The sequence below is a fragment of the Crossiella sp. CA-258035 genome, assembly GCF_030064675.1.
GTDB lineage: Bacteria > Actinomycetota > Actinomycetes > Mycobacteriales > Pseudonocardiaceae > Crossiella.
Window position 1 is genome coordinate 23,897 of the sequence record NZ_CP116413.1, and the last position, 22,114, is coordinate 46,010.

The following is a 22,114-nucleotide window of genomic DNA, read 5'->3' on the forward strand; positions in this document are numbered from 1 at the left end:
GCTCAGCCACCCCCCAGGAAGGCGCCGATGACGCCCCGCCCGATCGGCGCGGCCACGGTGCCACCGGTGGCGTCCAGGCCCCGGTCGCCGCCGCTCTCCACGATCACCGCGACCGCGATCTTCGGGTCCTCGGCCGGCGCGAACGCGGTGTACCAGGCGTGCGGGTTGTTCTCCTTGGGGTTCTTGCCGTGCTCGGCGGTGCCGGTCTTGGAGGCGATGGTGACGCCGGAGATCTTCCCGCCACCGGCGGTGTTCTGCTCCGACTTGATCATCATTTCCTTGAGCGTGGCCGCGGTCGCCGCGGACATCGCGGTGCCGGCGCGCACCGGGTCGTTGTCCTGCAGCACGGTGACATCGCGCAGGATCTGGCTCACCAGCTGCGGTTCCATCCGCACCCCGCCGTTGGCCACGGTGGCGGTGACCACCGCGTCCTGCAACGGGGTCAGCCGGACGTCGCGCTGGCCGATGCCGCTCTGGCCGAGCGCCGCCTTGTCCGGGATGTCGCCGAGGGAGGAGGCGGCCACGTTGATCGGCACCTTCTGCCCCTGCTCGCCGATGCCGAACTTCTCCGCCTGCTGGCGCAGCTTGGTCTCGCCGAGCTGGATCGCCAGGTCCACGAACGCGGTGTTGCAGGAGCGGGCCAGCGCCTCGATCAGCGGCGCGGTCTCCCCGCCGCCGCAGCGGTTGCCGTTGAAGTTCTCCAGCTGGTTCGTGGTGCCGGGCAGGGTGATGGTGGGCGCCGCGGTCAGCGGGCTGTCCTTGGTGAACCCGTTCTCCAGCGCGGCCGCGGTGGTGACCAGCTTGAAGGTCGAGCCGGGCGGGTAGGTCTCGGCAACGGCCCGGTTCAGCGCGGGCTTCTTCGGGTCCTTGTTCAGCTCGCCCCAGGCCTTCTGCTGCGCCTCGGTGTCGTGCGCGGAGAGCTGGTTCGGGTCGAAGGACGGGGTGGAGACCATGGCCAGGATCCGGCCGGTCTTCGGGTCCAGCGCCACCACGGCCCCGGTGAACTTCTTGTCCGTCATCGCCTTGTAGGCGTACTGCTGGACCTTGGGCACGATTGAGGTCTGCACGCTGCCGCCGCGCGGGTCCCGGCCGGTGATCAGGTCGGAGAGCCTGCGGCCGAACAGCAGCGGGTCCTCGCCGTTGAGCACCGTGTCCTGCGCCTTCTCCAGCCCGGTCGCGCCGTAGCTGGAGGAGTAGTAGCCGGTGACCGGCGCGTACAGCGGTCCCTCGGTGTACTTGCGCAGGTACTTCAGCCGCCCGTTGGTGGTCTCCACGGTGGCCATCAGCTGACCGCCGGCCGCGCTGATCTGGCCGCGCTGCCGGGAGTACTCCTCCAGCAGCACCCTGCTGTTGCGCGGGTCCCTGCGGTAGGTGTCGGCCTTGATCACCTGGATGTAGGTGCCGTTGGCCAGCAGCAACAGGACCATCACCATGACGGCGAGCGCCACCCGGCGCAGTGGTGCGTTCATGAGGGCCGCTCCACGAGCACGGTGTGCGCCTCCGCGATCGGCGCCTGCGGCACCACCGGTTTGCTCTGCACAGCGGGTCTGCGCGCGCCGTCGGAAATCCGCAGCAGCAGCGCGACCAGCGCGTAGTTGGCCACCAGTGACGATCCGCCAAGGGACAGGAAGGGTGCGGTCAGACCGGTCAGCGGGATCAGCTTGGTGACGCCGCCGACCACGATGAACACCTGCAGCCCGACCGCGAAGGACAGGCCGCCGGCCAGCAGCTTGCCGAAGGTGTCGCGCACCGCCAGCGCGCTGCGCATGCCGCGCATCACCAGCAGCGTGTAGAGCATCAGCAGGGCGGCCAGGCCGACGAAGCCGAGTTCCTCACCGATCGCGGCGATGATGAAGTCGCTCTTGGCCAGCGGCACCAGCTCCGGCCGTCCGGCGCCGAGACCGGTGCCACCGATACCGCCGGTGCCCAGCCCGAACAGCGCCTGGCCGAGCTGGCGGCCCTTGTTGAAGAAGTCCGCGAACGGGTCCAGCCAGGTGGTCACCCGGACCTGGACGTGGTCGAAGATCTGGTAGGCGATCAGGCAGCCGCCGATGAAGAAGGTCATGCCCAGCACCAGCCAGGCGACCCGCTCGGTGGCCACGTAGAGCATAACCAGCACGATGCCGAAGAACAGCAGCGAGGTGCCGAGGTCCTTCTCCAGCACCAGCACGCCGAGCGAGGCGAACCAGGCGAACAGCATCGGCATCAGGTCGCGGGCGCGGGGCAGCTCCATGCCGAGCACCTTGCGACCGGCCGCCATGAACAGGTCCCGCTTGGAGACCAGGAACGCGGCGAAGAACACCATCAGCAGGATCTTGGCGAACTCGCCGGGCTGGATGGAGAACACCCCGGGTATGCGCAGCCAGATCTTCGCGCCGTTGATCTCCGGCGCGATGATGTTCGGCAGGATGCCCGGCAGCGCCAGCGCGACCAGGCCGACCAGGCCCGCGGTGTAGCCGTACTTGGACAGCGTGCGGTGGTCCTTGATCAGCACCAGCACCGCGACGAAGAGCGCCAGCGCGATCGTGGTCCACATGATCTGCTTGGGCACGTCCGCGGTGAACACCTTGCCGGCCAGTTCGGCCCGCTCGGCCTCGGCCAGGTCGATCCGGTGGATCATGACGAGGCCGAGCCCGTTGAGCAGCGCCACGCACGGCAGGATCAGCGGATCGGCATAGGGCGCCCAGATCCGCACCGCCACGTGCGCCACCCCGAACAGGCCGAGGTAGGCCGCGCCGTAGTAGAACAGGGCATTGGTCAGCTCCTGCTCCTGGTTGATCTCCACCAGCACCAGCGCGCCGGTGACCAGCAGCGCGGCGAAGGCGAGCAGCATCAACTCGGTGCCGCGCCTGGTCGGTGTCGGTGGCGGCTGAGCTGGCGGCCCCCCGGGCAGCGGTCCGGTGGTCGTCGCGGCCGACTCAGCCATCAACGCACCGTCCGGCAGTCCACCCCGGGCTTGGGCGTCGGCGAGTTCAGCGACGTCGCATCCGTGGTCGGGGGCACGTTCGGGTCGGTGGTCGGCGGCGCGCTGCTGGTGGTGGTCGGCTGACCGCCCGCGCCGGGCGTGCCCGGTGGCGCCGACGGGCAGGGCGGCAGCACCTGGGCGGTGCGCAGCCTGCGGATCGCGTTGCGCGCGCCCTCAAGCCCGTCCAGTCCGGTGATCCCGTTGGTGACAAGGTCCTTGCCCGACTGGCTCAGGTCCGAGACCAGGATCGGGTCCAGGTCGCAGCTGACGTCCGGGGGACAGGAGCCCTCGACCTTCCGCTGGAGCTTGATGCCGAGCACGCTGCCCTGCACCCCTTGGAAGATCACCACCTGGCGGTCGTCGTCCAGGCCGACGTAGTACTGCTGGAGCACCCAGTACCTGGTGAAGAACCCGGCCGCGCCGAGCACCACCAGCACCAGCAGCACCAGCAACATGCTGCGCAGCCAGCGCCTGCCCCGTGGCGGGTCCGGCGGTGGCGTGGTCGGGTCCGGTCGCTGCGGCTGCTGTTGCTGCCAGCCGGGGTTCAGCGCGCCGGCGCGGGAGGCAGGGGAGTCCGGCGGTGGCGGATCGGCGCTGCCATCGCCGGCGGCGCCGCCCACGATCGGGGCGTTCTCCCCGAAGTCGACGTCCACCACATCGGCGACGATCACCGTCACGTTGTCCGGGCCGCCGCCCTTGAGCGCCAGCTCGATCAGCCGGTCGGCACAGGTGCGCGGATCGGGGATGGCCAGGGCCTCGGCCAGCGTCTCCGCCGACACCACCCCGGAGAGCCCGTCCGAGCACAGCATGTACCGGTCGCCGTTGCGGGCTTCCCTGATCGCCAGGCTCGGCTCCACCTCGTGCCCGGTCAGCGCCTTGAGCAGCAGCGACCGTTGCGGGTGGGTGAGCGCCTCGTCCGGAGTGATCCGGCCCTCGTCGATCAGGGACTGCACGAACGTGTCGTCGTGGGTGATCTGGGACAGGTTGCCGTCCCGCACCAGGTAGGCGCGCGAGTCGCCGATGTGCACCAGGCCCAGCCGGTGGCCGGCGAAGAGCACCGCGGTCAGCGTGGTGCCCATGCCTTCCAGGTCGGGGTCGCTGGCGACCAGTTCGGCGATCGCCGAGTTGCCCGAGAGCATGGACTCGCGCAGGTCGCTGAGCAGGTCCTCCCCGGGTTCGTCGTCGTCGAGGGGGGCTAGTGCGGCGATGACGACCTTGCTGGCGACCTCACCGGCGGCATGGCCGCCCATGCCGTCGGCGAGTGCGAGCAGTCGTGGGCCGGCGTACACGGAGTCCTGGTTGTTGGAACGCACCAGGCCCCGGTCGCTGCGGGCCGCATAACGAAGGACGAGGGTCATGAGCGCAGCTCGATCACCGTCTTACCGATACGGATCGGAACGCCGAGCGGGACCCGGGTGGGTGCCGTGACCTTCGCCCGGTCTAGATAACTGCCGTTGGTGGAGCCTAGGTCCTCCACGTACCAGTCCGTTCCTCGAAGCGAGAGTCTGGCGTGCCTCGTCGACGCGTAGTCGTCGTCGAGCACGAGGGTGGAGTCGTCGGCACGGCCGATGAGAATAGGGCGGCCGTCCAGCGCGATGCGGGTACCCGCCAGCGCGCCGTGGGTCACCACGAGTTGCCGGGCGGCCTTGTTGCCCCGCAACTGCCGCCCGCTGGTCCGTCGGGAACCTGGTAGGGCGACCCGCAGCCCGGAGGCCGCGTAGAGATCAGAGCGAACGACACGGAGCGCAGCCAGCACGAACAACCAGAGCAGGGCGAGAAACCCTGCTCTGGTCAGCTGCATCACAAGTTCTGGCACCTGCTGTGATCGCTCCCGCCTTGCGATGTCGTCCTGGTCAGCCCTGGGACCGGAACACCAACGTCGAGTGCCCGATCCTGATCGCGTCGCCGTCGGCGAGCTGCCAGGCCTGGGCCGGGTTGGAGTTGACCGTAGTGCCGTTGGTCGAGCCCAGGTCGGCCAGCATCGCGTTCTGGCCGTCCCAGGTGATCTCCAGGTGCCGGCGGGAAACCCCGGTGTCCGGCAGACGGAAATCGGCGTCCTGGCCACGTCCTATGACGTTGCTGCCCTGCTTGAGGCTATAGGTCCGGTTGGAGCCGTCGTCCAGCTGTAGCGTCGCGGTCAGCGTGCGCGGGCCGGTCTGCACAGCGGGCGGAGCGTATCCCTGCTGATTGGGGTCGGCGTAGCCGCCCTGCTGCGGGTAGCCCTGCTGGCCGTAACCCTGGTCGTAGCCCTGCTGGCCATAACCCGGCTGCTGCTGGGCGTAACCCTGGTCGTAACCGGGCTGCTGGGCATAGCCCTGGTCGTAACCCGGCTGCTGGCCGTAGCCCGGTTGCTGCTGCTGGCCGTAGCCCTGCTCGTAACCGGGCTGCTGGGCGTAACCCTGGTCATAGCCCTGCTGACCGTAACCCGGCTGCTGGCCGTAACCCTGCTGCTCGTAACCGGGCTGCTGCTGGGCATAGCCCTGGTCGTAGCCCTGCTGCTGCCCGTACCCGCCCTGCTGCTGACCGTAGTTCGGGTCGTAGCCCTGCTGGCCGTAGCCGCCTTGCTGCTGCTGGTCGTAGCCGTACTGCCCCTGCTGCTGCTGGGCGTAGCGGTCTCCCTCGGGGTACTGGCCGGGTGGCTGGCTCATGGGTCGGTCTCCTGCGGTGCGAGGTGGTGCCGGCCGTCGGCGCGGCGATGCGTCTGGGTCGACTGACGAGCTCGTGTGGAACTGTCCGGTGTGCAGCGTCTCAGAGCGCTCCAAGGAGACTACGACGTCACCGTATGTGTCCCACCCGTGCTCGGTCAGATGCTCTCCGACACAGTCGGCGAGCAGATCGGTGATCCGCTGCTCGTCGCCGGCTAGCCGGTCGTGGTCGGCTGGGCCGAGTGTCACGGTGTAGTGGTTGGGTGCCAGAAGGCGGCCGCCGGCAAGCTCCTTGACCTTGCGTTCGGCCTCCCTTTGCAGGGCCTGAGCCACCTCCTGGGGTACTACGTTGCCACCGAAAACACGCGCGAAAGTGTTGCCGACAAGGCCTTCGAGCTTGCGCTCGAAGCGCTGCACGAGGCTCATGTCCCACCTTCCCGCATCCGGTTCCAGTCCAGCGAGCGCCGGGCACCGAACGTGGTCGTGCGGTGCTGCAGTGTCGGCTCCGTGTCCGGTCGCTCACCCCGATCGTATCCGGGTCTGGGGGTGAGGGAGGGGCCGAGTTGTAATGCGGTCCCCTGACCGTGCTAGGCTCTCGCCGCACCCCAAAAGGGAGCCCCCGAAAGGGGCGAGTGGCGGAATGGCAGACGCGCACGGTTCAGGTCCGTGTGTCCGAAAGGACGTGAGGGTTCAACTCCCTCCTCGCCCACTTCCGAAGAGGCCCAGGCATGCTACGCCTGGGCCTCTTCGTTCGTAATTACACCGGGGGATCGAATCCCCCGGACCCCCTACGGTGCGGGCGGTTCTGAACCAGCGGGGTTGGGAAGGCTTTTTCGTGCCTCTTCCCCTCCGCCCCCGCAGATCCCTCTCGGCCTGCGCCTCTCCCCTCCCTCGTTGCTTCCCCTGCCTTCCGCCTGCCTTCCTTGTCCTTCCTTCTTGCTTCTCTTGTGCTCGTCCCTCTTTGGGGGCGGTTGGCGGGGTTTGGGGTGCGGTGAGCGGTGAGCGTGCGGGTCTCACACGAACGGCCGCACTGCCGGGGTGAAGTGCTTGACGGTGCATCGACCGGTTACCGACTGAGTTCGGCCGCCGGTCGCAATCGGTGGTTTGCCTTCCCTGCGGTAGGGCGCTGACCTGGTAAATCAGTTAAGGCGTCAGCGAACGAACCAGCTTCGGAACGCCTAGAACGCCGGTGTGGGTGACCGCACTGGTGAAGCCGCAGGGAGGCGAAGATCGTGAGCCGCACCACGGGCCAGCCGACAGTTCAGGGTGGACTGCCTGTCATTCCGGCCCGATCAGTCGCCCCGGTTGAGTTACCAGCGCCGCCGGAGCACCTGGCCGCCAAGGCGGCCGAGCTGCTGGGCTGGAGTGGCGTGATGTTGCCGCCGATGACGTTGCTCGGGCGGCGGGTGGTGATGGTCGCCGAGCTGATCACCGACGCGCACGCCGAGCGGTTGGCGCTGGGGTGTCCGCCGGTCACCGACCGGACCACGGTGTCCACCTGGGTGTGGCCTGAGCTGGCCGGCATGGTGCCCGCTCCCGCGGTGCGGCTGGTCGGCGCGATCGCGCTGTCCCGGCACTGGCGGACCGCGCTGACCTCGGTGGTCCCGTTCTCCCGGTTCACCAACACGGCCGTTGTGGTGCCGTCGGCGGTGGCCGAGGGCGATGACTTCCTGGCCAACTGCCTGATGCGGGCCGGGCACTACGGTGTGTCGGTCGCCACAGCGCAGGACGCCGGTCCGGTGGAGCTGACCCTGCGCGGGCGGCCGCCGCAGGACTTCCCGGTTGAGCAGGAAGTCACCGTGCGGTGGCTGCGTGAGGTGGTTTACGACCGGATTCTGGCCACCACGGTCAGCTAGTTCCCCAGTACCCGGTCCAGATAGCTGTTGCGGAAGCGGCCGTGCGGGTCAAGGGCAGCGCGCACGGCCTTGAAGTCGGCGAAATGCGGATAGCGGTCGCGGAGGGTCTCCGCTGACTGGTTGTGCATCTTTCCCCAGTGCGGGCGGCCACCCGCCGCACAGGCGATTTGCTCGAAAGTGGCGAACCAGTGCCGGTAGGGCATGCCGATGAACTGGTGGATGGCTAGGTAAGCGGTCGGCCGGCCGGTCGCGGTGGACAGCCAGATGTCGTCAGGGGCGGCCACCCGCACCTCGACCGGGATGTTCACCGGGTGCTCGAGCCGCTCGGAGGCGGCTCGCAGTTCGGCCAGCACCTCGCGCAGGTGCTCGCGCGGGATGGCGTACTCGGTCTCGGTGAAGCGGACCCGGCGCGGGGTGGTGAACACCCGGTGCGAGGCGTCGCTGTAGGAGCGCTCGCCGAGGACCTTCGCGCACAGCCGGTTCAGCGGGCGGACCAGGCCCGGGATGGCGCGGCCGGTGTGGCAGACCGCGGCCAGTGCGGCGTTCTCCAGCACCTCGTACTCGAAGAAGCGGCGCAGCGGGTGCTGCGGCTGCCGGGGCGCGTCCTGGGGCAGGCGGTTGTTCCGCTTCACCATGACCCGGTCGGTGTGCACGAACCAGTGGAACTCGGCGTGGTCGTTGGTCTCGGTGAGCTCGTCGAAGCACTCCATGGTCTCGTCCAGACCCGCTGGGTACTCGGCGGCCTGGAGGGCGTAGGCGGGCTCGCACTGGAGGGTGATGGTGCTGAGCACGCCCAGTGCGCCGAGGCCGACCCGCGCGGCGTTGAACTCGGCCGGGTTCTCGGTCGCGGAGCAGCGCAGGAGGGATCCGTCGGCGAGCACCAGCTCCAGTGCCTTGACCTGGGTGGCCAGGCCGCCGTAGGTGGCGCCGGTGCCGTGGGTGCCGGTGGAGATGGCGCCGGCCAGGGTCTGGCGGTCGATGTCGCCGAGGTTGGTCATGGCTAGGCCGAGCTGGTCCAGCTCGTGGTTGAGCTGGTGCAGCGGGGTGCCGGAGCGGACCGTGACCAGGCCGGTCTGGTGGTCGGCGGCGATGACGCCGCGCCAGTCGGACAGGTCGAGGGCCAGGCCACCTTCAGGTGAACCGACCGCGCTGAACGAGTGGCCGCTGCCCAGGGCACGCACCGTGAGCTCGTCCCTGGCCGCGGCCTTCACCGCGGTGGCGATCTCCTCGACGTCCCGGGGGCGGGCGGTGCGGGCCGGCCGCGCGGTGGCGGTGCGGGCCCAGTTGGTCCAGGCGCCGGTGGCACTCTGTCGCGGCAAGGCAACCCTCCGCAATCCTCGGGGCGGATGTTGGTGAACGTACGTGAAGAGGTTTCACCTTTCAAGGTTTTCGGCTTACCGTTGCAGTGTGCTAGCCACGCAGACCAGGTCCCGCTTCGACGCCGCGACCGCGCACCTCGACCCGCCACTGGCCGCGGTCGACCTCGCGGCGTTCCACAGCAACGCCCTTGAGCTGGTCCGCCGAGCGCACGGCAGGCCGATCCGGCTGGCCAGCAAGTCGGTCCGGGTACGTGAGCTGCTCAAGCTCGCGCTGGACCATCCGGGTTTCGCCGGTCTCATGTGCTACTCCCTCAACGAGGCGCTGTGGCTGCACGGTGCGGGCGTCAGCGACGACCTGCTGATCGGCTACCCGACCGTGGACCGGGCCGCGCTGCAGAAGCTGGCCGCCGACGACGGCGCGCGGGCCGCGATCACGCTGATGATCGACGATGCCGCGCACCTGGACCTGATCACCGAGGTGCTCGGGCCGGGCCACCCGGAGATCCGGATCTGCCTTGAGCTGGACGCCTCCTGGCGGCCGCTGTCCGGGCTGGTGCACGTCGGGGTCCGGCGCTCGCCGGTGCACACCCCGGCGCAGGCCCGCTCGCTGGCCGTGGAGGTGGTCCGCCGGCCGGGTTTCGCGCTGGTCGGGGTGATGTCCTACGAGGCGCAGGTGGCCGGGCTCGGCGACAAGCCGGCCGGCAAGCCGGTGCGCGGGGCCGCGGTGCGCTGGATGCAGAAGCGTTCGCTGGTGGAGCTGGCCGAGCGGCGGGCGGTCGCGGTGGCCGCGGTGCGCTCGGTGGCCGAGCTGGAGTTCGTCAACGGCGGCGGCACCGGCAGCCTGGAGCGGACCGCGGCCGAGGACGCGGTCACCGAGCTGACCGCGGGTTCCGGCCTGCTCGCGCCGACCCTGTTCGACAACTACCAGCACCTGCACCTGCGGCCGGCCGCGCTGTTCGCGCTGCCCGTGGTGCGCAGGCCGGCCAGGGGCACCGCCACCGTCTTCGCCGGGGGCTACCTCGCCTCCGGACCGGTCGGACCGGACCGGGTGCCGGCGCCGTATCTGCCGAGGGGGCTCAAGCTGGTGCCGACCGAGGGCGCGGGCGAGGTGCAGACGCCGCTGACCGGCAAGGCCGCGGACGGTCTGGCCATCGGCGACCGGGTCTGGTTCCGGCACGCCAAGGCCGGTGAGCTGGCCGAGCGCTTCACCGAGTTCCACTTCATCGACGGCGACCAGGTCGGCCTGAGCGCGCCGACCTACCGCGGCGAGGGCCGGGTCTTCGGCTAGCGGATCCGGCTGCCCAGGTAGTCCCTGACCATGGCCTTGGCCTCGGCGACCACCTTCGGGTCGCCCTCGGGGTCGTGCCGGAAGGCCAGGTGCAGCACGGCGTCGGCGGCCTCGATGGCCACCGCCATGGGCAGCTGGACCTCGATCAGCGGCAGGCCGAACCGCTCGGCGATCAGCTGCGCCAGGCGGTCGGCGATCACCGTGTTGTTGTCCTTGCCGTCGTCGAGCAGCCGCACGTCCACCGCGTCGCCGAAGTGCACCTTGCGGAAGCCGGGCACCTCGCGGTGCATGGCGATGTAGACGTCGAAGGCCCGGTCCACCACGTCCCACCAGTGCGCCAGCTCCACCTCGGCCAGCCGCTCCAGCACCTGGCTGAGGAAGCGGTCCAGGTTGCGCATGGTCAGCGCCTGCACCACGGCCCGCTTGTCCGGGAAGAACTGGTAGAGCGAGCCGACCGCGACACCGGCCCGTTCCGCGATGAGCGTGGTGGTGACGCCGTCGTAGCCCAGCTCGGCGACCAGTTCGGCACACGCGTCCAGCATCCGTTCGACCCGCTGCGCGCTGCGCTGCTGGACCGGTCGGCGCCGGAGGGGGGTGAGATCAGCTGACACGGGCGGCTCCCTGGAGCTAACGGCGGCGGACAGGCGTTCATTCTGGCGTGATCGACTAAGAAGCTCTTTCGTGTGAACCACGACACGCCTAAGATGCGAATCGGTTTCACATTACTGGGCGGAGGCAACGGTGACCGACTTCGTGTGGGGGGTGGCCACCTCCGCGTACCAGATCGAGGGTGCCGTAACCGCGGGCGGCCGGGGGAGGTCCACGTGGGACACCTTCAGCGCCACTCCGGGAAAGACCCGTTCAGGTGAGACCGGCGCGCAGGCCTGCGACCACTACCACCGCTATCCCGAGGACGTCGCGCTCATGCGCGAGCTCGGCGTGGACAGCTACCGGTTCTCCGTGGCCTGGCCGCGGATCCAGCCGGACGGCCGCACGCTCAACCGGGCCGGCCTCGGCTTCTACGACCGGCTGATCGACACCCTGTGCGCGGCCGGCATCGCGCCGATGGCCACGCTCTACCACTGGGACACCCCGCAGGCGGTGGAGGACGAGGGCGGCTGGCTCAACCGGGACACCGCGGCCCGCTTCGCCGACTACGCCGCGGTGCTGGCCGAGGCATTCGCCGACCGGGTGGCGATGTGGGTGCCGCTCAACGAGCCCGCGATGATCACCCTGCTCGGCTACGGCCTCGGCCAGCACGCGCCGGGCCAGGCCCTGCTCTTCGACGCGCTGCCTACCGCGCACCACCAGCTGCTCGCGCACGGCCTCGCGGTCCGGGCGCTGCGGGCCGGCGGCGCGGGGCTGATCGGCACCGCCAACAACCACACCCCGGTCTGGGCCGCCGACGACCGGCCGGAGACGCTGGCCGCGGCCGCCGCCTACGACGCGCTGCACAACCGGCTCTTCGCCGACCCGATCCTGCTGGGCACCTCGCCGGCACACCTGCCCGGCTTCGAGATCCCGGCCGAGGACCTGCGGATCATCAGCGAGCCGATCGACTTCTACGGGGTCAACTACTACAACCCGACCCGGATCGGCGCGCCCGCCGAGGGCAACCCGCTGCCGTTCGAGCTGGGCGAGATCGCCGAGCACCCGGCCACGCTGATGGGCTCGCCGATCGTGCCGGACGGGCTGCGCGAGCTGCTCGTCCAACTGCGGGAGAGCTACGGCGAGGCGCTGCCGCCGGTGTACATCACCGAGAACGGGGCCAGCTTCGCCGAGGACCTCATCGACGGTCAGGTGCACGACCAGCCGCGGATCGACTTCCTGTCCGCGCACCTGGACTCGCTGCGGGCCGCGATCGGGGCCGGGGTGGACGTGCGTGGCTACTACGTGTGGAGCCTGCTGGACAACTTCGAGTGGGCCGAGGGCTACGGCCAGCCGTTCGGGCTGGTGCACGTGGACTTCGCCACCCAGCGGCGCACGCCGAAGGACTCCTTCCACTGGCTGCGGGAGCACATCGCGAAGCAGCGCGGATGACCGGTGACGCCCCGGCAGCGGGTCGGCGGCGGCTGGATCGGCCTGCTCACGCTGGCCAACCTCGGGGTGTGGGCGGCCTTCTTCGGACCGCTCAACCTGCTGCTCGGCCAGCAGGCGGCCGCCTTCGCGCCCGGTCAGAAGGAAGCCGTGCTCGCGCTGGTCACCGGCCTCGGCGCGGCGGTGTCGGTGGTGGCCAACCCACTGGCCGGGGCGCTGTCCGACCGCACCAGGGGGCGGTTCGGGCGGCGGCACCCGTGGACCGTGGGTGGCGCGCTGCTCGGCGCCGCCGCGCTGCTCCTGCTCGCCGCCGCGCCGAACGTGCTGGTCATGGCGATCGGCTGGTGCCTGGTGCAGGCCGCGGTGAACGCCGCGCTGGCCGCGCTGACCGCCGAGGTGCCCGACCACGTGCCGGTGCGCCAGCGCGGGGTGGTCGGCGGCTGGGTCGGGCTGGCCCAGATGGTCGGCGTGCTCGGTGGCACCGCGCTGGCCACCGCGCTGGGCGGCATCCAATGGGGTTACCTCGGATGTGCGACGTTGCTCGTCGCCGGTGTGCTGCCGTTCGTCGTGCGCAGCCGGGACGAGGTGCTGCTCGCCAAGCCGCCAGTTCAGCCGGGCCGAACTCTGGCCAGGTTCTGGATCTCGCCCCGGCGGCACCCGGACTTCGGCTGGGCCTGGCTGACCCGGTTCCTGCTCAACCTCGGCAACGCCTTCGGCACCCTCTACCTGCTGTTCTTCCTCACCGACGGGGTGCGGCACGCCGATCCCGGCACCGGCGTGCTGGTCCTGACCTCGGTCTACGCGGTGAGCATGCTGGCCACCACGGTGCTGGCCGGCCGGTGGTCGGACCGGGCAGGACGACGAAAGGTCTTCGTCACCTGGGCCTCGGTGGTGATGGCGGCCGCGCTGGCGGTGCTGGCGATCTGGCCGGTGTGGCCCGCGGTGCTGGCGGCTACCGTGGTGCTCGGGCTCGGCTTCGGCGTCTACACCTCGGTGGACTTCGCGCTGCTCACCGAGGTGCTGCCGGCCGAACAGGACCGGGCGAAGGACCTGGGCGTGATCAACATCGCCTCGGCGCTGCCCCAGGTGCTGGCGCCCGCGGTGGCCGCGCCGGTGCTGGCCAACTTCGGCGGCTACCCCGCGCTCTACGCGTTGGCCGCCGGGGTCACCCTGCTCGGCGGCGTGCTGGTCAGCCGGATCCGCGGGGTCGCGTGACAACCAGGTAACCGTTCGGGCAATCGCACTACAGATTCCTTGTTCTGCCTGTTCACAGGCCCCTCGTCTTCCTAGTGTGCAGCGGTCGGCGCAGTTGCAACTGGGGGGCCACCCATGACAACGATCGCACCGGAGTCCCTGGTCGAACCCGAGCGCAAGGTCGGACCGGCCTGGATCGGCGCGCTCACCGCGGCCACGCTCGGGGTCTGGATCGTCTACTTCGGACCGACCGTGCTGCTGCTGCCGATGCAGGCCGCGCACGCCGCGCCGGAGGACAAGGAGAACAGCCTCGGGCTGATCACCGGCGTGGGCTCGCTGGTGCTGATGGCCGCGCACATCTTCTTCGGACTGCTCTCCGACCGGACCACCTCGAAGTTCGGCCCGCGCAAGCCGTGGATCGTGACCGGGGTGGCCATCTCGGCGGCCAGCATGCTGCTGCTCAGCCAGCAGGACACGGTCACCGGCCTGCTGCTGGGCTGGTGCCTGGTGCAGCTGGGCTCGGCCGCGGCCTTCGCCGGACTGCTCGCCGCGCTGCCCGACCACGTGCCCACCACCCAGCGCGGCATGATGAGCGGGCTGATCGGCCTGGCCCAGGCAGGCGGCTCGCTGGTGGGCAACCTGGTGATCGTCTCCACCCCGGACCCGCTCAGCGGCTACGGCCTGTGCGCGCTGCTGCTGATCCTGCTGGTGCTGCCGTTCCTGCTGATCAACCGGGATCCGGTGCTGCCGCCGGGACGCCGCCCGGTGCTGCGTTCGCTGTGGATCTCCCCGCGCAGGCACGGCGACTTCCTGTGGGCGATCGCCAGCCAGTCGCTGATCACCATCAGCTACGTGCTGGGCAGCCTGTACACCCTGTTCTTCCTGGCCGACGTGCTCAGGCACGAGGACCCGGAGGGCGGCACCGCGCTGGCCTCGACCATCACCACGGTGGGCGTGGTGGTCGCCGCGGCGGTCTTCGGCCACCTCTCCGACCGGCTGGGCAGGCGCAAGCTGTTCGCGGTGCTGGCAGGCGTGCTGATGGCGGCGTCCTCGGCGATCCTGGTGGTCAACCCGACCTGGGAGCTGTTCGTGCTCAGCTCGGTGCTGCTGGGCGCCGGTCTCGGCGTGGCCAACTCGGTGGACCTGGCCATCACCAGCGAGGTGCTGCCCAGCCCGAACGACCGGGCCAAGGACCTGGGCGTGAACAACATCAGCAAGTCGCTGCCGCAGTTCATCGCGCCGGTGCTGGCCGCCCCGCTGCTCTCCGGCGCGGACGGCTCCGGCTACTCGATGATCTTCCTGCTGTCCGCGGTCACCGCGCTGGCCGGTGGTCTGCTCGCGCTCAAGATCCGCGGGGTCCGGTGACCTCGACGATCCCGGACGCGCTCGCTGAGCCGGTCCAGCGGGTCCGCGCGGGCTGGATCGCCGCGCTGGCCGTGGGCATGGTCGGGGTGTGGGCGGTGCACTCCGGGCCGGTGCAGGTGCTGCTGCTGGTCCAGGCCGAGCAGTTCGCGCCCGCGCACAAGGAGGGCCTGTTCGGGCTGACCACCGCGGTCGGCGGCCTGTTCGGCATGGTCGCCACCATCCTGGTCGGCTTCGCCTCCGACCGGACCACCTCCCGGTTCGGCAGGCGGCGGCCGTGGGTGCTGGCCTCGGCGGTGCTCGGCGCGATCAGCCTGCTGGCGCTGGCTGGCGCGGGCAGCGCGGCGGTGATGATCGTGGCCTGGTGCGGGGTGCAGACCGCCTTCGGCGGCATGCTGGCCGCGCTGCTGGCCGCGATCCCGGACCGGGTGCCGGTGGCCCAGCGCGGGCTGGTCGGCGGCTGGGTCGGGCTCGGCCAGACCGTCGGCGCGCTGGCCGGCGCGCTGGTGGCCACCACGGTCAAGCCCGCGTTCAGCGGCTACCTCGCGCTCGCCGTGCTGCTGCTGGCCTGCGCGCTGCCGTTCACCCTGCGCACCGCCGAGTCGGTGCTGCGGCCGGACCAGCGGCCGCCCGGCGGGCTGGCCGAGGTGCTGCGCGGGTTCGCCATCTCGCCGCGGCGGCACCCGGACTTCGCCTGGGCGCTGCTCAACCGGCTGCTGGTCACCCGGCTTCGTGCTGGGCACCCTCTACACGCTCTACCTGCTGCAGGACGTGCTGCACCGGGCGGACCCGCACGCGGACCTGCTGCTGCTCAACCTGCTGAACGCGGCGATCATGGTGCCGGCCGCGGTGCTCGCGGGCGGCCTGTCCGACCGGGCGGGCAAGCGGCGGGTCTTCATCTTCGTGGCCGCGCTGGCGGTCACGCTGTCCTCGGCCATGCTGGTGGTGACCATCAGCTGGCCGGTGCTGGTGATCAGCGCGGCGGTGCTGGCCGCTTCCTACGGCGCGTTCATCGCGGTGGACACCGCCCTGCTCACCGAGGTGCTGCCGGCTGCCGAGCACCGGGCCAAGGACCTGGGCATCGTCAACCTGGCGCACGGCCTGCCGCAGGTCCTCGCCCCACTTCTGGCCACGCCGATCCTGGCCGGTTTCGGCGGTTACCCAGGTTTGTTCGCGGTGTCCGCGGCGCTGTCGCTCATCGGCGCATTCGTGATCTTCAAAATCCGCCGGGTGCCCTGAGGAATTTCACTCCAACGAGTGGCGGGCCGGAAATTCGAAACCCCTCGAGTGGTCTGCGCGGGAGGGGCAGACCACCCGAGGGGTGGCTTGGGAATCCGCGGACCGGTGCCGGTCGGGGGGAGGGGAGTGCATCAGCACCGGCCCGCGGAAGTCGCTGTTTTGTTGTGCATCAACCAGAACTGGCACGGCGGTCCGGCCCGGAGCGGTCGGGGGTTCGCCCGGCCCGGACCACCGGCCACATGACGGCTGCCGCGGCTGACCCGGTTCGGGGAAGAGCCCGAGGGCCGCGAGAGACGTCAGTCCCTGGTCAGGACACCTTCGCTGAGCGGAGGTGCCGGGCAGGACGTGGGGCGAGGCCGCCGGCCACGAGGTGCTCGTACGCCGCGCGCCACACCGAACACGGTGCCTTCTGCTGGCGCCAGCGGGTCGAGCACTCGGGGCAGTTGCCGCGGTCATCGGGTTCGTGAGCAGCGAGCATCGCGCGCCAGCCCTCAGTGAGCCTGGGCAGCTCGGAACGCGCGACGGACAGCAGGGACGGGGCGTCGGCGCGGTTGGCCAGCTCGGTAAGCATGTCGAGCCGTTCCCAGACCGCGTTGCGCAGCACCTGACCCAGAATCTCGTCCACCTGACGTCACCGTCACCTTCCCGCCTGGTCGGCGGCCTCGCGCAGAGCTGTCTTGAGCTGGCCAACCTGTCCAGCCGACAGCACTGCGGTCTCGCCGGGAGGCCCGACGAGGAGAACCCTGTCTCGGTCAACGAGCACGGTGAGGAATCGACGCCGGTTGACCGAGTCGCGGCAACTCACCCGCCACCAGCGCCGCCGGCCGCCCGCGCTCTGCCACGGCGCCGGGAGCTGACCCATGGGGCCTGCTCCGTCGCCTGAGGCAACGCTTGGTGACTCGGTCAACGCCACGGTTCCGACTTCCCTCCGTGCTCGATCCCTTACCGAAACTAAGATTGGGCCGAGTCGAACCAGAACGGGGAGTTCCAGCGCCGATCGGTGTGAGTGACACGGTGAGCGGTAGGCCAAGTTCAGTCGGGCCGATCAGCCTCACCGATGGGGACTTCACCACTGCCGCGAACTGCCCTTACTCTGCGCTTGACGCCCAGCGGACCGTAAGGGGGCGCAATGGACACCATCGGATCCCAGCCACCGCTCGTTACCCCAGACACCTGGGAGCAACGGGAGATGCGGGACGCCTTGGCCGCCCGGGACATCAGCACGGTGTACCGGCTACTTCGGCGCGTGGGGGTGTCACAGCGCCAGATCGCGGCCAGCACCGGGCAGTCACAGTCCGAGGTGTCGGAGATCCTCAAGGGTCGCCAGGTCATGGCGTATGACGTGCTGGCCCGGATCGCCGACGGGCTCCAGGTACCGCGCGGCTACATGGGTCTCGCCTACGACGGAGCCACCGCAGTCCGGGTGGTCGGCGTCGCCGATGACCCCCTGTCCGAGGAGGATGAGTCGGTGAAGCGGAGGAGGTTCCTTCAGCACGCCGCTTCCGTGACCATGGGTGTGGTGACCATGCCGGGCGACCCCGGCCAGTGGATCACTTCCGTGGCACAGACCCCGGCCAGGGAGAAGATCGGCAAGACCGACGTCATGCAGGTCGAGGCCGCGACCAAGGCCCTGCGCGCGCTGGACTACCAGTACGGCGGCGGAACCTGCCGGGACGCGGTGATCGCCCAGCTGTCCTGGGCCGAGCAGCTGCTGCGGGCCGACGCGATCGACCCGGTGCGCAGGCGACTGCGGCTGGCCCTGGCCGACCTGCACAGCCTGGCCGGCTGGACCTCGTTCGACACCGGCATGCTCGACCCGGCGCGCAACCACTTCGGCAAGGCGCTGGAGTACGCCAAGCAGTGCGAGAAGAACGACCTGGTGGCCAACATCCTGTACCGGATGGGCCGGGTCTACCTGCACTACGACGAGCCCAACGACGCGCTCAAGCTGTTCCAGCTGGGCCAGTTGGCCGCGCAGGACTCCGGTTCCGCGCTGACGGTGGCCGTGCTGTGCGCGAACGAGGCGTGGGCCTACGCGATGATGGGCATGCGCGAGCAGGCGATGAAGATGGTCGGCCGGACCAAGGACGAGTTCGCCCGCGCCGACTTCGAGCACGCGCCGGAGTGGGTGCGCTTCTTCACCGTCAACGACCTGCACGGGATGATCGGCTCGGTGCACCACTCGCTGGCCGCCAACGACGACTTCCGCGCCAAGCACGCTCCGCTGGCCGTCGCCGAGCTGGTCAAGTGCACCCAGGGCTACGAGTCGGACATGAAGCGCACGCACGTGTTCGGGCTGAGCATGCTGGCGGCCAACCACATCCGCTCCGGCGACGTGAGCGAGGGGCTGCGGGTCGGCCGGGTCGCCTACTCCATGGGCGAGGGCGTCAACTCGGTCCGGGTGGCCGACCGCATGATCGACATCCAGGAGGAGTCGGAGCGGTACAAGCACATCGCCGAGGCCAAGGACCTCGCCGAGGAGGTCCGCCAGTTTCGGATTCGCACCGGATCCCCGCAGAAACGACCATGACGTGAACGTTCGGGTTCGCCCCGACGCGGACGGGCGGTACAGCCGTGCCAAGCTCCGGACCGTCCTCGGGGAGATCTGTGACGCCGCCGGGCTGGACCCGGGCGGCGCGCGGCTGATCCGTTTTGTCAACAACGCGGTGTTCCAGCTGCTGGCGCACCCGGTGGTGGTGCGCATCGTGCTCTCGCCCTCGCTGCGTTACCGGGCGGACAACGTGGTGCGGGCGGCGAACTGGCTGGCCGAGCACGAGGTGCCCGCGGTCCGGTTGCTGCCGGGCCTGCCGCAGCCGCTGCACGTCAACGGGCACGTGGCCACGCTCTGGCAGGCGGTGCCCGAGGTGGGGCAGGCCACCGGCTTGGAGCTTGCTCAGCTGCTCAAACGATTGCATGCGCTGCCCGCGCCGCCGGGGGAGCTGCCGCGCTGGGACCCGCTGGCCGATGTGCGGCGCAGGCTGACCGACGCCGAGGAGTTGGACGCGGGGGATCGGGAGTTCCTGGAGACCCGGTGCGCGGAGCTCGAGGCCGAGCTGGCCGCGATGGAGTACCACCTGCCGCAGGGCGTGATCCACGGTGACGCGCACGTGGGCAACGTGATCAGCACGCCGATCGGCCCGCTGCTGTGCGACCTGGACTCGGTCTGCCTCGGCCCGCGCGAGTGGGACCTGACCCCGCTGGCGGTCGGCAAACTGCGCTTCCGGCACACCGGTGACCGGTATCGGCAACTCTCCAGGGCCTACGGCTTCGATGTCACGAAGTGGCCAGGTTTCCCGGTGCTGCGCCAGGTGCGCGAGCTGAAGCTGACCACCGGGGTGCTGTCGATCTTGCGCAGTAACCCGGATGTACGAACCGAGTTGGCCAAACGGATGCAGTCCTTCCGTTCGGGTGACACCCGGGCCCGCTGGACTCCGCACCGTTAACCCGTCCGGCGGCCGAACCTGGCCCCCGCTGGCGTATACAGCAGACCCGTATCCTCCTTCAGAATGAGTTGATCGGTAACGCAATCCTTCTCTAGGACGACAAACGGACGTCAACGGAACGTCAAGACTCTCAGTGTGGTCACTCTGGGTGGCAGCGATGTTCGTGTAGCGAACTTCTTGCTGGGTGCGAGCGCGAAGGGCGGAGAAACGTGTTGAGCTTCTCCACAAAGGGCAAGGCACGGCTGCGCGGGCGTAAGGCCCTGCGTGCCGCGGAGATGTTGGACGAGGTCGTCGACAACCAGCTTCCGTTGGTGACCGAGCTTTCCGAGACCAGCCGTCGGCGCTCGGCCGACTACCTGTCCGAGCTGGTGATGCTCGCGCAGGACTACCGCCACTACGCGGCGGGCTGGATCGACCACGAGGAGCTCCAGCGCCGGGGCAACGCCGCGGTGGCCAGGCTGGAGCAGCTCAGCCAGGAGCGCAGGGCCGCCGCGCTCACCGAGCTGGAATGAAGTCTTAGCTGAGCGAAGCCCTGGCCAGCGCCGCGGCCAGGCCGATCGCCAGCGCCATCACCAGCAGTTCCAGCGAGATCCACAGGGTCACCGGAGCCGTTCGGTGGCGAACGACCGCGGGCATCAGCCGGAACCGCAGCCAGCCGCCGAGGCCGGCGAGCACCAGCAGCGCGGCCGTCTTGGTCAGCACCACCCAGCCGTAGCCGGTGCCGAACAAGGCGGCCGCCCAGCCCAGCCCGGGGCGGCCGGTCAGCTGCACCACGGCGTTGACCACGCCGCTGACCGCCACCGCGGCCAGGCACACCGTGCCCACCGCGGCGAACCGGGGCAGTGCCTCGGCCAGCAGGCCACGGTGCGGGGTGACCAGGAACAGCATCGCGCCGAGGCCGCCGACCCAGCCCGCGGCGGCCATCACGTGCACGCTCATCGACAGCAGCGCCAGCTCGTGGTTGGCCGCGGCCGCGGAGTGCCCGGTGAGCGCGAGCGGGATCTGGCCGAGCATGGCCACCAGCACCGGCAACTCGGCCGGTGGGCGGGCGCCCGTGCGCAGGCCGAGGCCGTGCAGCACCGCGTAGCCCAGCGCGCAGGCCGCCGCGACCAGCAGCGCCCGGCCCGCGCCGACGGTGGCCGCGTAGTCCGCCAGCGACCCCACGTCCAGGCCGAGTCCGGCCGGGGCCAGCTCAGCGGCCTGCCACCACAGCAGCAGCACCGCGGCCATCGCCCAGCCCGCGCCGAGCACCAGGCCGATCCGGTGCGCGGTGACCAGCAGCGGCCTGGTCCTGGCCGGGCGGCCGGTGCGCAGCAGCAGCGGCAGCATGGCCAGGCCGACCGCGGCCACCGCGCCGATGTCCACGGCCAGCCGCAACGCGGGCACGCCCAGCCGGACCACCACTCCCGGTTCCGGCAGCCCCGGCGCGGGGGCGGCCGCGGTGAGCACGGAACCGAGGGTGGTCCCGGCCGCCGCGGTCGCCACCAGCCCGAGCAACAGAGGGAGGGTGGTCCGGCGAGTGGTCATGCCTTCTTCGAGGGTTTGGCCAGCACTAGGGCCACCGCCACCCCGGCGATGAGCAGCACGGCCGCGCCGATGATCCACAGCCACACCGGCGTGCCCGACGAATCCTCGGCCTGCGCGTTGGTGCTGCCCTCGGCGGAGGGGCTGAGGGTGTTCGTGGTCGGGGTGCCGTTGCCCGCCTTGGTCAGCGTGAACGGGACCGCGCCGGTCACCGGGTGCCCGTCCGCGGACAGGATCCGGTAGCCGATCGTGTACTCCCCGGCCGGGCCCAGCGGCAGCAGCGGCGCGGTGACCACGGCTCCGTTGACCTTGGGCGTGCCGCCCTCCCAGCGGGTGCCGTTCGGCCCGGTCACGGTGACGGTGTTGAAGCCGTCCTGGACCTCCTGGTCGAACTTCAGCATCACCTCCGCCGGACCGGCCTCCACCTCGGACTTGGCCTTGGGGTTGCTGTCGGAGAGCACGTTGTGCGCGAACGCGGGCGCCGCGGAGCCGAGCAGGGCGGCTCCGGCGATCACCAGGGTGGCGAGCAGTCGCCTCATGCCGCCGACCGCCTGCCCCGCAGGATCGCGCCGACCCCGAAGCCGAGGCCGAGCGCGCCCACGGCCAGGCCGGCGCCGCCGAGCCAGCGGGCCGAGGTGTCGGTGCCGGAGGCGGCCGCGTCCTTGTGCCCGTCGGTCTTGGCGCCTGCGGCCGTGGTGGCGCCGCCGTGCCCGTGGCCGTCACCGGCCGCCGCGGTCAGCTTCAGCACCGGGGCCGGGTGCTCCGGCTCCTGGCCGTCGGCCGCGGGCGGGGCGTCCCACTTGACCACCTTGCCGTCGTCGTAGGTCTGGGTCGCCGGCAGCACCAGCTTGTCGGTGTTGGCAGGCAGCTTGCCGAGGGAGACCTCGAACTCGGCGAACTCGTCCGGGTTGATCCGCACGCCGGAGTCGGCCTGCCAGGTGATCGTGCTGACCACCTCCTTCTCGGCGCTCTTGACCTTGGTCACCGAGGCCTTCCAGCCGGGCACGGCCTTGGTCCGCACCGAGGTCAGCGGGTAGTCCTTGGGCAGGGTGACCTCGACCTTCACCGTGCCCGCGGTCGAGGACTCGTTGGGCACCCGGAAGGCGACCTTGGTGTAGCTGCCCTTGGCCGCCTCGCCGGGCTGGACGGTGACGTGCGCGGAAGCCAGGCCCGCGGTGAACAGGGCCGCGGCGGAGGTCATGGCCACGATTGCGCCTGCGCGCAGCAGTGCGCGGTGTCGAG

20 protein-coding genes, 1 tRNA gene and 1 pseudogene are annotated in these 22,114 nt (G+C 70.6%); 11 read left to right on the top strand and 11 right to left on the bottom strand.

From position 1 onward, the window contains the following. Positions 1-2 precede the first annotated feature (2 nt). The 5 genes from N8J89_RS00125 to N8J89_RS00145 are packed head-to-tail and all read right to left on the bottom strand — an operon-like array spanning position 3 to position 6,036. On the bottom strand, positions 3-1,469 hold the full coding sequence (locus tag N8J89_RS00125; RefSeq protein WP_283662356.1) for a peptidoglycan D,D-transpeptidase FtsI family protein: 1,467 nt from the start codon (positions 1,467-1,469) through the stop codon (positions 3-5). Then, entirely contained in the window at positions 1,466-2,926 is a 1,461-nt protein-coding gene (locus N8J89_RS00130) for an FtsW/RodA/SpoVE family cell cycle protein (RefSeq protein ID WP_283662357.1), read from the bottom strand. The genes N8J89_RS00125 and N8J89_RS00130 overlap by 4 nt, the downstream gene beginning before the upstream one ends. Beyond that, positions 2,926-4,323 (bottom strand): PP2C family protein-serine/threonine phosphatase, encoded by a 1,398-nt coding sequence (locus N8J89_RS00135; protein WP_283662358.1) that lies wholly within the window; start codon positions 4,321-4,323, stop codon positions 2,926-2,928. Before N8J89_RS00135 ends, N8J89_RS00130 begins: the two co-directional genes overlap by 1 nt. Next, positions 4,320-4,781, bottom strand: coding sequence for an FHA domain-containing protein FhaB/FipA (locus tag N8J89_RS00140; RefSeq protein ID WP_185001042.1), 462 nt, complete (start codon positions 4,779-4,781; stop codon positions 4,320-4,322). The genes N8J89_RS00135 and N8J89_RS00140 overlap by 4 nt, the downstream gene beginning before the upstream one ends. A 37-nt stretch (positions 4,782-4,818) precedes the next feature. Beyond that, on the bottom strand, positions 4,819-6,036 hold the full coding sequence (locus tag N8J89_RS00145; RefSeq protein ID WP_283662359.1) for an FHA domain-containing protein: 1,218 nt from the start codon (positions 6,034-6,036) through the stop codon (positions 4,819-4,821). 200 nt (positions 6,037-6,236) lie between these two features. On the opposite strand from N8J89_RS00145, the gene N8J89_RS00150 reads away from it, so the two are divergent. Beyond that, positions 6,237-6,319 (top strand) — tRNA-Leu (locus tag N8J89_RS00150). Positions 6,320-6,842: 523 nt separating this feature from the next. Then, positions 6,843-7,466, top strand: a complete 624-nt coding sequence (locus tag N8J89_RS00155; protein ID WP_283662360.1) for a hypothetical protein — start codon at positions 6,843-6,845, stop codon at positions 7,464-7,466. Here N8J89_RS00155 and N8J89_RS00160 read toward each other — a convergent pair. Further along, complete coding sequence (locus N8J89_RS00160) at positions 7,463-8,785, bottom strand: D-arabinono-1,4-lactone oxidase (protein WP_283662361.1); 1,323 nt, start codon at positions 8,783-8,785, stop codon at positions 7,463-7,465. The genes N8J89_RS00155 and N8J89_RS00160 overlap by 4 nt on opposite strands. Before the next feature lie 88 nt (positions 8,786-8,873). On the opposite strand from N8J89_RS00160, the gene N8J89_RS00165 reads away from it, so the two are divergent. Next, positions 8,874-10,073: an amino acid deaminase/aldolase gene (locus N8J89_RS00165; protein ID WP_283662362.1), complete on the top strand. Its 1,200-nt coding sequence runs from the start codon at positions 8,874-8,876 to the stop codon at positions 10,071-10,073. On the opposite strand, the gene N8J89_RS00170 is transcribed toward N8J89_RS00165, so the two are convergent. Then, complete coding sequence (locus N8J89_RS00170) at positions 10,070-10,684, bottom strand: TetR/AcrR family transcriptional regulator (protein ID WP_283662363.1); 615 nt, start codon at positions 10,682-10,684, stop codon at positions 10,070-10,072. The two genes, N8J89_RS00165 and N8J89_RS00170, sit on opposite strands and share 4 nt — an antisense overlap. Positions 10,685-10,814: 130 nt before the next feature. Between N8J89_RS00170 and N8J89_RS00175 the strand changes: the two genes are divergently transcribed. The 5 genes and pseudogenes from N8J89_RS00175 (at position 10,815) to N8J89_RS00200 (ending at position 15,905) form a co-directional block, all read left to right on the top strand. Continuing rightward, positions 10,815-12,113 (top strand): GH1 family beta-glucosidase, encoded by a 1,299-nt coding sequence (locus N8J89_RS00175; protein WP_283662364.1) that lies wholly within the window; start codon positions 10,815-10,817, stop codon positions 12,111-12,113. 3 nt (positions 12,114-12,116) lie between these two features. Next, positions 12,117-13,325, top strand: a complete 1,209-nt coding sequence (locus N8J89_RS00180; RefSeq protein ID WP_283662365.1) for an MFS transporter — start codon at positions 12,117-12,119, stop codon at positions 13,323-13,325. Positions 13,326-13,439: 114 nt separating this feature from the next. Beyond that, complete coding sequence (locus N8J89_RS00185) at positions 13,440-14,669, top strand: MFS transporter (protein WP_283662366.1); 1,230 nt, start codon at positions 13,440-13,442, stop codon at positions 14,667-14,669. A 206-nt stretch (positions 14,670-14,875) separates the two neighbouring features. After that, positions 14,876-15,304 (top strand): annotated as a pseudogene (locus N8J89_RS41815) (MFS transporter); the annotation flags it as partial. A gap of 94 nt (positions 15,305-15,398) precedes the next feature. Continuing rightward, on the top strand, positions 15,399-15,905 hold the full coding sequence (locus N8J89_RS00200) for an MFS transporter (protein ID WP_283662369.1): 507 nt from the start codon (positions 15,399-15,401) through the stop codon (positions 15,903-15,905). A 307-nt stretch (positions 15,906-16,212) separates the two neighbouring features. On the opposite strand, the gene N8J89_RS00205 is transcribed toward N8J89_RS00200, so the two are convergent. Beyond that, positions 16,213-16,530, bottom strand: a complete 318-nt coding sequence (locus N8J89_RS00205) for a hypothetical protein (RefSeq protein WP_185001051.1) — start codon at positions 16,528-16,530, stop codon at positions 16,213-16,215. Positions 16,531-17,034: 504 nt separating this feature from the next. Between N8J89_RS00205 and N8J89_RS00210 the strand changes: the two genes are divergently transcribed. The 3 genes from N8J89_RS00210 (at position 17,035) to N8J89_RS00220 (ending at position 19,860) form a co-directional block, all read left to right on the top strand. Then, a complete protein-coding gene (locus N8J89_RS00210) occupies positions 17,035-18,435 on the top strand; it encodes a helix-turn-helix domain-containing protein (protein WP_283662370.1) in 1,401 nt (466 codons plus the stop codon). A gap of 1 nt (position 18,436) precedes the next feature. Beyond that, the gene (locus N8J89_RS00215) at positions 18,437-19,348 is read left to right on the top strand and encodes a phosphotransferase enzyme family protein (RefSeq protein ID WP_283662371.1); all 912 of its coding nucleotides are present in this window, start codon (positions 18,437-18,439) and stop codon (positions 19,346-19,348) included. 212 nt (positions 19,349-19,560) lie between these two features. After that, a complete protein-coding gene (locus N8J89_RS00220; RefSeq protein WP_252485493.1) occupies positions 19,561-19,860 on the top strand; it encodes a hypothetical protein in 300 nt (99 codons plus the stop codon). 4 nt (positions 19,861-19,864) lie between these two features. Here N8J89_RS00220 and N8J89_RS00225 read toward each other — a convergent pair whose 3' ends face one another. From N8J89_RS00225 to N8J89_RS00235, 3 genes are read right to left on the bottom strand one after another with little or no spacing between them, the layout of a single operon-like run. Next, positions 19,865-20,875, bottom strand: a complete 1,011-nt coding sequence (locus N8J89_RS00225; protein ID WP_283662372.1) for a CopD family protein — start codon at positions 20,873-20,875, stop codon at positions 19,865-19,867. After that, positions 20,872-21,411 carry a copper resistance CopC family protein gene (locus tag N8J89_RS00230; protein WP_283662373.1) on the bottom strand — a complete coding sequence of 180 codons (540 nt, stop codon included), beginning with the start codon at positions 21,409-21,411 and terminating at the stop codon, positions 20,872-20,874. Before N8J89_RS00230 ends, N8J89_RS00225 begins: the two co-directional genes overlap by 4 nt. Continuing rightward, positions 21,408-22,073, bottom strand: coding sequence for a YcnI family copper-binding membrane protein (locus N8J89_RS00235; RefSeq protein WP_283662374.1), 666 nt, complete (start codon positions 22,071-22,073; stop codon positions 21,408-21,410). The genes N8J89_RS00230 and N8J89_RS00235 overlap by 4 nt, the downstream gene beginning before the upstream one ends. Positions 22,074-22,114: the final 41 nt, after the last annotated feature.